Source organism: Microbacterium sp. C7(2022), from assembly GCF_028823665.1.
Classification (GTDB): Bacteria; Actinomycetota; Actinomycetes; order Actinomycetales; family Microbacteriaceae; genus Microbacterium.
In genome coordinates this window covers 191,255-203,442 of record NZ_JAPEHV010000003.1, presented here as the reverse complement: position 1 = coordinate 203,442, position 12,188 = coordinate 191,255, and the positions used below count along the sequence as shown (strand labels likewise).

General features: G+C 67.3%; 12 protein-coding genes, 1 tRNA gene and 1 other RNA gene. 6 read left to right on the top strand and 8 right to left on the bottom strand.

The window, feature by feature from the left end:
• Positions 1 to 104: 104 nt before the first annotated feature.
• On the top strand, positions 105 to 797 hold the full coding sequence (locus ON062_RS05165) for a CoA pyrophosphatase (protein WP_274646065.1): 693 nt from the start codon (positions 105 to 107) through the stop codon (positions 795 to 797).
• Positions 798 to 828: 31 nt separating this feature from the next.
• On the opposite strand, the gene ON062_RS05160 is transcribed toward ON062_RS05165, so the two are convergent.
• Both ON062_RS05160 and ON062_RS05155 read right to left on the bottom strand, forming a co-directional pair.
• Positions 829 to 1,485, bottom strand: coding sequence for a hypothetical protein (locus ON062_RS05160; RefSeq protein WP_274646064.1), 657 nt, complete (start codon positions 1,483 to 1,485; stop codon positions 829 to 831).
• Positions 1,482 to 2,495: a hypothetical protein gene (locus ON062_RS05155; protein WP_274646063.1), complete on the bottom strand. Its 1,014-nt coding sequence runs from the start codon at positions 2,493 to 2,495 to the stop codon at positions 1,482 to 1,484. Before ON062_RS05155 ends, ON062_RS05160 begins: the two co-directional genes overlap by 4 nt.
• Positions 2,496 to 2,607: 112 nt before the next feature.
• Here ON062_RS05155 and ON062_RS05150 point away from each other — a divergent pair, with 112 nt between their 5' ends.
• The 4 genes from ON062_RS05150 (at position 2,608) to ON062_RS05135 (ending at position 5,660) form a co-directional block, all read left to right on the top strand.
• Positions 2,608 to 4,086, top strand: coding sequence for an SDR family oxidoreductase (locus ON062_RS05150; RefSeq protein ID WP_274646275.1), 1,479 nt, complete (start codon positions 2,608 to 2,610; stop codon positions 4,084 to 4,086).
• Positions 4,087 to 4,093: 7 nt separating this feature from the next.
• Entirely contained in the window at positions 4,094 to 4,336 is a 243-nt protein-coding gene (locus ON062_RS05145; RefSeq protein ID WP_274646062.1) for a hypothetical protein, read from the top strand.
• A 68-nt stretch (positions 4,337 to 4,404) separates the two neighbouring features.
• Entirely contained in the window at positions 4,405 to 5,070 is a 666-nt protein-coding gene (gene deoC / locus ON062_RS05140) for a deoxyribose-phosphate aldolase (RefSeq protein WP_274646061.1), read from the top strand.
• A 59-nt stretch (positions 5,071 to 5,129) separates the two neighbouring features.
• Positions 5,130 to 5,660 (top strand): bifunctional nuclease family protein, encoded by a 531-nt coding sequence (locus ON062_RS05135; RefSeq protein ID WP_274646060.1) that lies wholly within the window; start codon positions 5,130 to 5,132, stop codon positions 5,658 to 5,660.
• A gap of 87 nt (positions 5,661 to 5,747) precedes the next feature.
• On the opposite strand, the gene ON062_RS05130 is transcribed toward ON062_RS05135, so the two are convergent.
• From ON062_RS05130 to ON062_RS05105, 6 genes are all read right to left on the bottom strand, one after another.
• The gene (locus tag ON062_RS05130) at positions 5,748 to 5,909 is read right to left on the bottom strand and encodes a hypothetical protein (protein WP_274646059.1); all 162 of its coding nucleotides are present in this window, start codon (positions 5,907 to 5,909) and stop codon (positions 5,748 to 5,750) included.
• Positions 5,910 to 5,972: 63 nt separating this feature from the next.
• Entirely contained in the window at positions 5,973 to 6,998 is a 1,026-nt protein-coding gene (locus ON062_RS05125; protein WP_274646058.1) for an LLM class flavin-dependent oxidoreductase, read from the bottom strand.
• A 172-nt stretch (positions 6,999 to 7,170) separates the two neighbouring features.
• A tRNA-Ser gene (locus tag ON062_RS05120) sits at positions 7,171 to 7,258 on the bottom strand.
• A 28-nt stretch (positions 7,259 to 7,286) separates the two neighbouring features.
• A complete protein-coding gene (locus ON062_RS05115) occupies positions 7,287 to 9,611 on the bottom strand; it encodes a DUF3488 and transglutaminase-like domain-containing protein (protein WP_274646057.1) in 2,325 nt (774 codons plus the stop codon).
• Complete coding sequence (locus ON062_RS05110) at positions 9,598 to 10,845, bottom strand: DUF58 domain-containing protein (protein WP_274646056.1); 1,248 nt, start codon at positions 10,843 to 10,845, stop codon at positions 9,598 to 9,600. Before ON062_RS05110 ends, ON062_RS05115 begins: the two co-directional genes overlap by 14 nt.
• A gap of 53 nt (positions 10,846 to 10,898) precedes the next feature.
• The gene (locus ON062_RS05105; RefSeq protein WP_274646274.1) at positions 10,899 to 11,867 is read right to left on the bottom strand and encodes a MoxR family ATPase; all 969 of its coding nucleotides are present in this window, start codon (positions 11,865 to 11,867) and stop codon (positions 10,899 to 10,901) included.
• Positions 11,868 to 12,084: 217 nt separating this feature from the next.
• On the opposite strand from ON062_RS05105, the gene ffs reads away from it, so the two are divergent.
• An RNA gene (ffs, locus tag ON062_RS05100) (signal recognition particle sRNA small type) lies at positions 12,085 to 12,181 on the top strand.
• The last annotated feature ends 7 nt before the right edge of the window (positions 12,182 to 12,188 follow it).

The window sequence follows — 12,188 nt, the reverse complement described above, 5'->3', positions numbered from 1 at the left end:
AGTGAGCGCTTTCGCGCGCACAAGTCCCCGAGTCTGCCGACGTCGTCTGGACGGTTCCGGTACGTTACCTGAACGTTATATGTGAGCGACGATACCGTAGAGCCATGTCAGAACCTCCGTCGACCCGTGCGAGAGACGAGCTTCTTGCACTCGTCGAAGCCGGCGACGTGTTCGACCGATTCGCCGCTCTGCCCAGCGCCGCCGAGCCGAGGGACGCTGCCGTACTCATCCTGTTCGGCACCCTCGACGACCAGCTCAGCGAGCCTCGCCAGCAGGCCTCGGCGGTGTCGCGCACATTGGATGTGCTGCTGCTCGCGCGGGCGACCACGCTCCGCTCGCACGCCGGGCAGATCGCATTTCCCGGTGGCCGCGTCGACGCTGAGGACGCATCCGCGGTCGCCGCGGCGTTGCGGGAAGCGCGCGAGGAGACCGGCCTCGACCCGGAAGGTGTCGAAGTGCTGGGTGCGCTGCCGCGCGTCCCGCTGGCCTTTTCCCAGCACCTGGTCACACCGGTAGTGGGGTGGTGGCGGCATCCTTCTGCGGTCGGTGTCGTCGATGAAGCGGAGTCCGCCGCGGTGTTTCGCGCACCCGTCGGCGATTTACTCGATCCTGATAATCGTGGCGTGACGGTGCTTCGGCGGGGCGGTCAGGAATGGCGCGGCCCCGCTTTCCAGCTGGTGCACGGTGATCGCGAGCACTTGGTGTGGGGCTTCACGGCGCTGCTGCTCGACAGCATGTTCGACCGTCTCGGCTGGACCGAGCCGTGGGACGCTACGCGCGAAATTCCGCTGCCGTAGCGCCCCACTGTGTCTCAGTGGTCGCCCACTGTCAGGGCGTAATCTCCCCGGCGAACCAGGTGCCCGCGTCAATCCACTGACCGGCGCCCCCGCCGCCCCAGCCGTTGTTCACATAGAAGCAGGTGTCGGTCACCGTTTCGGTCCAGCTCCACCACGCGAACGTGTGTCGTACGGTCCGTCGTTGCCAGGCATATCCCCATGCCACGGGGTAGTGGCTGAGCCATCCCGTACCGATTACCGCAGGAGTGCGTCGATAGGCGATCGACTCAGCGGCGTAGTTCGCCAGGCGTGTCTCATGGATTCCCACCGAGTTCCAATGCGCGCTCAGCCGCGTGCCGGTCCGTCCGTTCAGATACGAGCGAGCGCCCGGCATATCCCATGGTGTGGTGGCACCCGAGCCGAAGGCGCAGAATGTGCCCACCGCATTGTGCAGCTCGATGATCATGTTTCTCACGCCCGCATCCTGCGTGATGGGGGCCACCGCATCCGCGCCGCGCCCGCCGTTCACGCGATACAGTCCGTTTCGCGGCGCCCAGTATGCGTTGCCACTGGCCGCTTGGCGGTCGGCCCAGCCGAACAGAATCGCCCACGCCACCGGGCCGCATCCGACCGCGCAGCTGCCGTGCGTGAACTGGTCATAGGCGGGCTGATCAGCAGCGGTTCCCGCCCAGAAGATCGTCCATGTCATCGTGATGCACCTCCGAAGATCGGTCCCAGCAGGGACGGTTGCGGGCGGACCGTGGTTGTCGCATCGACCGGAACGATGAAGTACGGCAACGTTTCCGACGCGCCGTCGTAGCGCAGCGCTACCTCGAACGAGGTGTCCTTCACGCTCGCGTCCGTTTTCGCTTTGAGTACGAGGGTGGGTGGCGACGCGGATTCGTCGAGTTCGGCGCTGACGTACTCGGCACCCGGTCCCGAGAGCGCGAACTCGCCTTTGTCGAGCAACAGAATCGAGTGGGCTTCGCCCGAGTGGATGCCGCAGCCGAACTCATCCGTCAGCTTCTCGATCTGCCACGGTTCCTCCGCGCGTTTCGCCAGCGCGGCGAGGTGCGAAGCGTAGGATGCCTCGTAGCCCCGCGTCAGCTCGGCCCACGACCTCCACGTGCCCACCTCTTTGTACGGGCGCGTCTCACGCGAGCGGCGCATCTTCAGCGGTGGCAGCTTTTCGCCCTTGTCGGTCTCGTTCCCCGATTCTGCCGAGATCGCCCACCCGGCGGGCGGCTTCGCGATCATGTCGTCAGCGAGCGCCTCCAACTTCGGCGGCATCGTACCGATGTGGGCCAAGAGGCTGCCATCACGGTGCTCGGCCGCATAGCAGAGCGCGTCGAGCTTGAGAACACGCGCCGCATCCGGTGCCTGGTGTTCTAGTTGCCGGCTCGGCCCCGCCGTGTCGAGACTGAGATGCGGGATCGGTACGTCGTGCGGACCCGTCGCGACGATGATGAAGCCGCGATCGAAGGCCTCGGTGTCGTCCTTGCCGGTGTGCACGACCGTCTTCACACCCGTGATCTCCAGTTCCCAGTAGGCGGGGTCCTTCAGATCTGGCCGGTAGATCGGTGTTGCCTCTTCACTGAGCGCGAGGCTGAGCGTGCGTTGTCGCTTACTCGGCATGACGTGGTTCGACTCCAGTGCGCTGATCGCGCGTGCCGCGCGACGTCGCACATCGATCGGAACTTTGTGGATGGATACTCTCATCGCTTACCCCCAGTGGTGTGTTCTCCCCGTGCACCAAGAGCGCGCGCGGGCGTGTCAGATACGCTCCGCCGTACACTGATGTGTGCCTTCCGAATCTGCCGACCTGCCCGACATGGCCGCTGACGAGCCGAGCGTGCATGACCTCGGCCCCGGTATCGACCCCGACGAGCTGGCGACCACATTGCGTGTGCTCGAGGGGATGGCGCGCCTCGATGAGCGGCATCCGGACTACATCACCGTCCGCCGTGCGACCGCGGCCATGTTCAAAGCAGTCAAGAAGGAGCGCCGGCGAGAGATCCGCGCGGCCGTCGCCGAAGCCGATCGTGCGGTCGTCGCCGCGACGGCGACCGGGGCGCCGGATCGGATCGACGATGAGACTCGCGGCATCCCGATCAGCACGTCGACCACGGCGCCCACGGCCGGCACTCTCATCAAGCCGCGCGGGTGCTACATCTGCAAGCAGCCCTACACGCTGGTCGATGCTTTTTACCACCAGCTGTGCCCGGACTGCGCAGCGCTCAGTCATCGCAAGCGTGACGCGCGCACCGACCTCAGCGGGCGGCGAGCGCTGCTGACCGGGGGGCGCGCGAAGATCGGCATGTACATCGCGCTGCGGCTCCTTCGCGATGGCGCGCACACGACGATCACGACGCGGTTCCCGCGTGACGCGGTTCGTAGGTTCTCTTCCCTTCCGGATGCCGCGGACTGGCTCGACCGTCTGAAGATCGTCGGAATCGACTTGCGCGATCCCGCGCAAGTGATCGGGCTGGCTGAGGATGTCGCGGCGGCCGGTCATCTCGACATCCTGATCAACAACGCCACGCAGACCGTGCGGCGCTCGCCGGGGGCGTATCAGCCCCTCGTCGATGCCGAACTCGCACCGCTGCCCGACGGTCCGCTTCCCGAGCTCGTCACCTTCGGCCACACGAATGATCAGCACCCGCAGGCGCTGGAACGTTCGGTTGCCGCCCACCCGGTGCTGGCCGCCGCTGCCGCCAAAGCGGACGAGCTCACCGAGCAGGCGATGGCGGCGGGGTCGAGTTCACTCGAGCGTCTGAACGCCGGTACGGCCATCGATGCGGGCGGACTGTTGCCGGACCTTGACCACATCAACTCGTGGACGCAGCGCGTCGACGAGGTCGATCCGCTCGAAATGCTCGAGGTTCAGCTCGCGAACACGACGGCGCCGTTCCTCCTCATCTCGAAGCTGCGTCCCTCGATGGCAGCGAGCCCGGCACGCCGGAAGTACATCGTGAACGTCAGCGCGATGGAGGGCGTGTTCAACCGCGGATACAAGGGCCCGGGGCATCCACACACCAACATGGCGAAGGCAGCGGTCAATATGCTCACGCGCACGAGCGCGCGCGAAATGTTCGAGACCGACAGCATCCTGATGACAAGCGTCGACACCGGATGGATCACCGACGAGCGCCCGCACCCGACCAAGGTGCGCCTCGCGGAGGAGGGATTCCACGCACCCCTGGATCTCGTGGACGGCGCCGCGCGCGTGTACGACCCGATCGTGCGCGGAGAAGCGGGCGAAGACCTCTTCGGTGTGTTCCTCAAGGACTACGCACGCGGTCAGTGGTGAGGCGCTGATGAACCTGCCCGACACCGGTACGCGCGTCGTTGTGCGCTACATCCTGCCGGACGGCAGAGCGACCGACGCGCTCGGCGAACTGCTGAGCGCCAACGACAGCGTGCTGGTCGTGGACGGAAAGCGGGGAATCGAGCGCATTCCCCGGGGTGCGGTCATCGTGGCGAAGGTCGTCCCTCCGCCACCCGCGCCGCGCTCGCCAGGCGCATCGGGCACACGGCCGACGTCCAGCCCGGAGCGCTAAACTCAGGGGTTTGGCGCCCACCTGCGCCGTTCGATGACGCACCACTCCCTCACCCTTCAGGAGATGTCTTGAGCTCTGCGAACCTTGCCCGCTACGTTGACCACACGCTGCTGGCTCCCGCCGCGACCACCGCGGACGTGAAAGCCGCGATCGCGCAAGCCGCTGAGCTCGGCGCCTACAGCGTGTGCCTGTCGCCCTCGGTGCTTCCGGTCGACCTGCCCGAGGGGCTGAAGCTCGCCGTCGTGGTCGGCTTCCCCAGCGGCAAGCACCACAGCGAGATCAAAGCCGCCGAGGCGCGCATTGCTGCGCAGCACGGCGTCGACGAGATCGACATGGTCATCGACGTGGGCGCCGCGGTCGAAGGTCGTTTCGGTGACATCGAGGCAGACATTCGCGCCGTCCGCGCGGCCGCCCCGAGCCCGATCGTGCTCAAGGTCATCATCGAATCCGCCGCCCTCGACGACGACGCGATCATCGCGGCGTGCGAAGCCGCGGAGCGCGCGGGCGCGGACTTCGTCAAGACGTCGACAGGCTTCCACCCGGCCGGTGGTGCGAGCATCCATGCCGTCTCCCTCATGAAGCAGACCGTCGGTGACCGCCTCGAGGTGAAGGCATCGGGCGGTATTCGCACTCGCCAGGACGCCGAGGCCATGCTCGCCGCCGGCGCCACGCGCCTGGGTCTGTCGAGCACGCGCGCCATCATCGAGGACCGCGAAGCAGTCTCGACCTACTGACGGTGCCGCTGACCTACTAACGTGGCAGACACCACCCGCGAGCGCGGAGGGAGTCGAGCATGGTGCAGGTGCGCGTGGCAGGGATCGCTCTGGATCCTGCAGGACAGCATGTCATTCTGCTGAAGCCGCTCGAGGATCGAGCGGGGGAGGGCAGAATCCTCCCAATCTGGATCGGCGCGCAAGAAGCGACGTCCATCCTTGTCGCCGTCGAGGGGGCGGACACCCCTCGCCCGCTGGCGCACGACCTCATGCGGTCGATGCTCGTCAGTTTGGGTGCAGTCGTCGAGCGGGTCCAGGTGACCCGCATCGACGAGGGCACCTACTACGCCGAAATCGTGGTGTCGGCGGGCGGCGGCATCCACCGCATCGACGCGCGCCCATCCGACGCGATCGCCCTCGCGTGCCGGACGGCGGCCGAGATCTGGGTTTCCGACGCGGTCCTCGCTGAAGCAGGAATCGTTGACGAAGTGACAGGCGACGATGATGCGGATGCCGCAGGCGCCACTATCGCGCCCGAGGTAGCCGAAGCTCGAGTGGACGAATTCAAACGATTCCTCGACGATGTCGACCCAGACGACTTTCGCGGGTGAGGCTCCTGCCAACGTGGCGCGCGAGCGCGGCGGACGGGGAACACGGGCAGTGGCGGACGCGACGAACAGCAACGGTATCCCAGCAACTCAGTCGCGGTCTTCGAGCACGACGGCACCCTCGTTGGCGGCGAGGCACTGACCGGTGACGCTTTCGTGGTGCCGATGGGTGTGGCATCCGACGCCGACGGCAACGTGTGGGTGGCCAACAACGGGGAAGCGGTCCCGATTCAGACCAATCCCGGCGGCCACCAGATCGTTGCGTCCATCGGCCTGGCGGCCCCGTGGAGGTTCCTGAGTTCACGCCCTGACGGGTTAGTTTCCGTGCGCGGCGCGTAGCGCGGGGGCGACGTACTTTTCGAACGACTCGACGATGCGCAGGTTGAACTCGACGCCGAGTTGGCTCGGGATCGTCAGCATGAGCGTATCGGCGCTGCGGATCGCGGCATCCTGAAGCAGTTGTTCGGTGAGCACGTCGGGTGCGGCCGCATACGTCTTGCCGAACGTCGAGCGGATGCCGTCGATGACGCCGATCTGGTCGCCGTCCTGCCGACCGCCGAAGTACATGTCTTCTTCGGCCGTCGTGATCGGGAAGATCGACCGGCTGACCGAGACGCGCGGCTGCCCCGCATGCCCCGCGTCGCGCCAGGCGCTGCGGAACACCTCGATCTGCTGCGCCTGGAGCTCGTCGAACGGCGTGCCGTCGGCTTCGGTGAGCAACGTCGAGGACATCAGGTTGACGCCGGTGCGGCCCGCCCATTCCGCGCTATCGCTATTGCCCGCGCCCCACCACACGCGCGAGCGCAGGCCAGGGGAGTGAGGCTCGATGCGCTGCATGCCGGTGCCGCCGCCGAACGGGGAGTGCGCGTCGCGCTCTGCCATACCCTCGCCATCGATCGCGCGCAGGAACGTGTCGAAGTGCTCGCGCGCAATGTCGGCGCCGCGGGGGTCGGCAGACCCGGTGTAGCCGAATGCCTCGTAGCCGCGGACCACTGACTCGGGTGAGCCGCGACTGACGCCGAGGGCGAGTCGTCCCTCAGAGATCAGGTCGACGGAAGCCGCTTCCTCGGCGAGGTACAGCGGATTCTCGTACCGCATGTCGATGACGCCGGTACCCATCTCGATGCGCTTCGTGGTCGCGGCGATCGCGGCGAGGAGGGGCATGGGGGAGGACTGCTGGCGGGCGAAGTGGTGCACGCGGAAGTAAATGCCGTCGGCGCCGAGGTCATCCATGCCCTGCGCGAGGTCGATGGCTTGGCGCATCGAGTCGCCGGCGGTGAGGACGCGCCCACCGCCCAGCGGTCCGTAGTGTCCGAACGAGAGAGTTCCGAAGCGTTGCATGTCGAATGCAACCGTACGCCGTCGAAATGCATTCCGGTGAATGGTGTTTGTGTTTATGTGGCGCACTTTGCGGGCTCATCTGGCGAAGTGTGCGGCGTTTACGCGCTGCCCCCGGCGTGTCGCGCCATATGAAGTGGGTCGCCGGCGCAGGGGGTGCGACGCGTTCGAAGAATGGCGGAGGATAGGGGATTCGAACCCCTGAGGGCTTGCACCCAACACGCTTTCCAAGCGTGCGCCATAGGCCACTAGGCGAATCCTCCAGGCGGCCCCGAAGGGCCACAGGCCATCCTACCTGCTCGAAGCGCCGGTGTCGGACGACGCCGGTTCTGCTGCCGCTCCGGCATACACACTGCCGGGCCTGATCAGCAAGGAGCGGGGCACGACCACCGCGAGAATTCGCCGGCTCACAGGCACCGCACGAACGAGAGCCGTGCACACGTCGCTCGACGCCGTCGCCAACGTTTCACCGTTCTCGAAGCCCCTGCCCGCGGCACGCGAGTAGCTCGCCGACTCGATTGCGCGCACCAAGGCATTCATCGACGCAGGCGGCACGCCGTGCTCGCGCGTGAGCCGCTGGGCGAAGGCGCGCGGCGACTCGCTCGCGGGTACGCTCACTCCCACATCGATCGCCGTGTTCTGCACGAGGGCCCACGCTGCTGCCGCGTCACCTTCACGCGAGGCTGAGATGAGCCCGCGGCGGCGCAGTACGTGAATCACTCCGGGAGCGGCGAGCAACACCACGATGGCGGCGATCATGCCGAACATCGGCGCCAGGTCGACCTCGTCAACGCGCACGACCCCACTGGATCCACCGAGCGGCATGTCGGGGTCGAGGGAGGTGCCGCTGGCGGATGCCGTCGGGGTCGGCCGATCCTCCGGACGGTCGGTCGTGCCGCCGTCAGACGTTCCGGGGTTGAGTGACGCGGGGGAGAAGTTCGTCGGCGTACCGAGGCTGGTGGTGGGCTCGAACGCGATCCACCCGAGCTCGTCAAAGTACACCTCGGGCCACGCGTGCAGCTTGTCGCTGGTAACCGAATACACGCTCTGCCCGTCTTGCACGTCACCGGTCGAGCCGCCCGGCAGGTAGCCCACCACGATGCGCGTGGGCATGTCGAGCGTGCGCGCCATCAACGCGAACGCCGATGCGAAGTGCACGCAGTACCCTTCGCGAACCTCGAGGAACTGCGCCACGGCTTCGACGCCGGTCCCATCGAACCCGTCCTCCACGGGCGCATCGAGCGAGTATTCGAACTCGCCGCCGCGGAACCACCGCTGCAGCGCGATCAGCCGGTCGTAGTCGTTCGTCGCCTCGGCGGTGACTTCGGCGGCAAGCTCGGCGATGATCGGGGGCATCTCGAGCGGCAGCTCAAGGGTGTCATCGCCGATTCGGGCGCCCTTCACAGCATCCATCTGACGAATCTGTTCTCGCGTCGGGCGGGCGATCTCACTGGCGACGGTGTATGTCTGGCCTTGCGTGGTCGCCGACTGCGACAGCACGGTGAGGTTGGCCGGCACGACCGACCAGTCGCCCTCGAGTCCGGTGACATCCGTCGCGGCCCACGGGATCGGTAGCCAGTAAGACGACAAGTTGATGACCTCGACCGAGGTGAGATACTCGGCGACCCTGACGTCATCGGGCGGGTTTACTCCGTCGAGCCCGTATCCGCTATTCAGCGGCACGGTGCGTGCGGGGTCGGGCTTCCAGATCGCGCCATCGAAACGCGTGAGCGTCGTGGCGCGCAGGTAAGGCGGAGTGGTTGCGTCCGAGGTATAGCGCAGCACTTCGACCTCTTGCGGTCGCCGCAGATCGTCGCCGAGGGCGAGGCTCGCGTCGATTCCCGGACCGGGCCCGACTCCCGACCCCGCGTGCACTGTCGGCTCGGGCAGGAGGGGGGATGCCACGACCGCCACCACGACGGCGATCGCCGCGATCCCGACCGCGGTGGCGGGGACGCCCGCCGTCTTCTCGGCCGATTGCTCGGCAGGTTTCTCGCGCGAGCGGGTCTCGGCGCGCAGCAGAAACAGAATCGCCGCGGCGAGCCAGATGAACGACACGACGTCGACCGAGATGTCGACGGCGATGGCCGGGATCAGCGAGACGGCGATGATTCCCACGGATGCCAGGAGTGGCATCCGTGCGGTGATCACCACGTGATCGACGATGATCGCGAGAAGCCCCATGGCTCCGACGATCAAGACGGCCAGTGCGGCTGTCGGATCGAGGGGCGCCGCGCCGAGCACGATCTCATCAACGGCTTGTTCGATGACCGGCGGCACTTCGCGCACAGTCGCGGGTGTCGGAAAGACCCACAGCAACGCCGAGGAGGAGAAGAACACTCCGGTCATGAAGACGAGCCAGACGCCCGCTTCGATGAGGCTCACCGCCACCGCGCGCAGGCGAAGTCGCCGGGCGCCGTACCCTGCCGCGAGGATGAGCGCGGCGAGCACGATCGATCCCCACAGCCACGCGCCGGGCTTCACGACGCGCACGACCGGGAAGATCGCGGCCAGCAACGTCAGATACACGGCCAGGGTGAGAGTGCGCGCCCCGCGGCGCGCGGAGGACGCGTCGCTCGCGGGCGCGGGAGTGCTCGCCGCGTCACGCCACGACATGCGTTGCTCCTGGCGTCGCGGTCGCCCGCCATGTGTCGGCGAAGTCGCCGTCGATATCGATCGGTGCGGCATGCCAGCCGCTGGCTGCGGCGTCTTCGAGCGCGCCCTCCGAGGGTGTGACGGCGAACAGCACGGGGAACGAAGAGTGGTGGGCGAGCGGGGTGAGAGCCGCGGCATCCGCTCGGCTGAGGGCACCGGTGATGACGATCACCGGGCCCGTGCTGCTGCCGGCGAAGAGTCGCGACACCTGTGACAGATCGTCTTCGCGCCGTGCGGTGAGCGACGCGAAATGCGTCAGCATCTCATCGACCTCGGTCAGGTCGCCTCCATCGATGCGCTCGGCGAGGACCGCGGCATCCGAGTCGATGACTTCGACCGCGTAGCCGTCGCGCACGAGCCGCGTCACCACCGAGACGCACGCCGATACTGCGGCTTCGAAGCCAGGGTCGCGGCCGGGTGCGTACCGCGCGTCGCGTGCCCACCGCTCCCCGCCGCGATCGAGCACGACCGTCGCCTCGGGGGTGGATTCCTGTTCCTCTTGGCGCACCATGAGCGTGTCGCGATGCGCGGTCGCGCGCCAGTGGATGCGGCGCATCGAGTCGCCCGTCGCGTAGGGGCGAGCGACGAGATTGTCGGCGCCCTGCCCCAGGTGATGCGTCGTGCTGTGTAGCAGTCCGCCGCTGTCGCCGGTGTACTGCGTGAGGGCGGGGAGGTCGACGACGGCGGGGGCGACGGTCACGGTTGTGCGGCTGTCGAAGCGCGTGCGACGTACCGCCAGTCCGAACGGGTCAGACGTGCGGATGAACAGAGGACCGATGGTGTGAATGCCGCGGCTCGTGCCCCGCGCGGTGTAGCGAAACTCCACGGTGCGCTGACCGTTGCGCATGGCCGATCCGATCGCGGGGAGCACGCCCTCGGGTGTGCCGCTCAGCCCGCTACCGAGGGTGTCATGCCACGTACCCGGAGGAGTGGGGACGGCGGTGCGCACCCCCACGCGGGTGACCACGGTCGACTCTTCCCCCACGTGCACCACTTCGGGGCGAATCGTTCGGACGACGGTGTCAGTGCGGCGAGTGAGCGACACAGCTGCGAGGCTGGCGAGCACGACGGCCGCGAGCAGCACGCCGAAGTAGGTGAGTTCGGTGACGCCCAGTTCGGCCGCGAGAACGAAACAGACGATCGACAGGGCACCGGCTCCGGTACCGCGCACGGTGAGCGGCCATACCTTCCTCATGATCGGAGTGCTCTCACCGCTAGACCGCCTTCATGGCCAGACCGATATCGCGTCTACGCTCGCGCAGCGATCGGCACGCGTGTGGCCGCGGCGATGCGCTCGAGGATGATCGTGACCGTGTCAGCACCACTCCGCGAACGCCCGGCACCGGCGGCCCGCGTGGGGATTAGCCGGTGGGCGAAGACGGGGGAGAGCAGCGTGGCGACGTCGTCGGGAATGACGAAACCGCGCCCGTCGAGCGCGGCCCACACCTTCGCGGCCCGAATGAGTTGAAGGGTCGCGCGAGGGCTGGCGCCCAAGCGCAGATCCGCGTGTGTGCGGGTCGCCTGCGCGAGAGCCACGGCGTATTCCTCGACGGCGGGGCTCACGTGCACCGCACGCGCCCACGCGATGAGATCGCGCACGCGCTCTTCGCTCACGACCGCGCGCACCTGTGAGAGGGGGTTGATCTTGTCGCGCTGCCGCAACATGAGGGCTTCGGATGCCGCGTCCGGGTAGCCCATCGACACGCGCATCATGAACCGGTCGCGCTGTGCTTCAGGGAGGGCGTAGGTGCCCTCCATCTCGAGGGGGTTCTGCGTCGCAACCACCAGGAACGGGTCGGGGAGGTAGTGCGTGCGCCCGTCGACCGTGACCTGTCCCTCTTCCATTGCCTCCAGAAGCGCGGACTGGGTCTTGGGGGACGAGCGATTGATTTCGTCCGCGATCACGATGTTCGCGAACACCGCACCTTGTTTGAACTCGAACTCTCGCTCGACGGGGTTGAAGACGCTGACGCCGGTGACGTCGCCCGGGAGCAGATCAGGGGTGAACTGGATGCGCCGCACACTGGCATCCACGGTCGCTGCGAGCGCCCGGGCGAGCATCGTCTTCCCCACGCCCGGGACATCTTCGACGAGCAGATGCCCCTCGGCGAGGAGGCACACCAGCGCACTGCGCACGGCTTCGGGCTTGCCGTCGATGACGCGTTCCATCGAGGACGTGATCGCCCCGGTCGTCGCGGCGAACACCTCGGCGTTCATCTCGAACGCGGCGCCGGGCGCGGCATCCGCTCCTCGATCCGTCATCGTGGTGTCGACCATCGTGACCTCCCTCGCGTCGTCCCGGGTCAGACGATCGCAGGCTCCGTCGCCTTTATCAGATCGTAACAATCCCGTGGTGCGTATGGGCCGCCTCCGTCGTATTCGCCGAGCGTTGCCGGCGGGGTTCGTCCGCGTCCGACACTCGGGTTAGACTTGTGACAGCTCTCCGCGAGGCGGCATCCAGGCCAACTCCCCCAGGACGGAAACGTAGCAAGGGTAACCAGGCTCTGCCGGGTTCGCGGAGAGTCTTACTTTTCTCCT

Coding starts and splice junctions, on each gene's coding strand:
- ON062_RS05165 (WP_274646065.1), top strand. CDS start 105: ATGTCAGAACCTCCGTCGACCCGTGCGAGAGACGAGCTTCTTGCACTC.
- ON062_RS05160 (WP_274646064.1), bottom strand. CDS start 1,485: ATGACATGGACGATCTTCTGGGCGGGAACCGCTGCTGATCAGCCCGCC.
- ON062_RS05155 (WP_274646063.1), bottom strand. CDS start 2,495: ATGAGAGTATCCATCCACAAAGTTCCGATCGATGTGCGACGTCGCGCG.
- ON062_RS05150 (WP_274646275.1), top strand. CDS start 2,608: ATGGCCGCTGACGAGCCGAGCGTGCATGACCTCGGCCCCGGTATCGAC.
- ON062_RS05145 (WP_274646062.1), top strand. CDS start 4,094: ATGAACCTGCCCGACACCGGTACGCGCGTCGTTGTGCGCTACATCCTG.
- ON062_RS05135 (WP_274646060.1), top strand. CDS start 5,130: ATGGTGCAGGTGCGCGTGGCAGGGATCGCTCTGGATCCTGCAGGACAG.
- ON062_RS05125 (WP_274646058.1), bottom strand. CDS start 6,998: ATGCAACGCTTCGGAACTCTCTCGTTCGGACACTACGGACCGCTGGGC.
- ON062_RS05115 (WP_274646057.1), bottom strand. CDS start 9,611: ATGTCGTGGCGTGACGCGGCGAGCACTCCCGCGCCCGCGAGCGACGCG.
- ON062_RS05110 (WP_274646056.1), bottom strand. CDS start 10,845: ATGAGGAAGGTATGGCCGCTCACCGTGCGCGGTACCGGAGCCGGTGCC.
- ON062_RS05105 (WP_274646274.1), bottom strand. CDS start 11,867: ATGAACGCCGAGGTGTTCGCCGCGACGACCGGGGCGATCACGTCCTCG.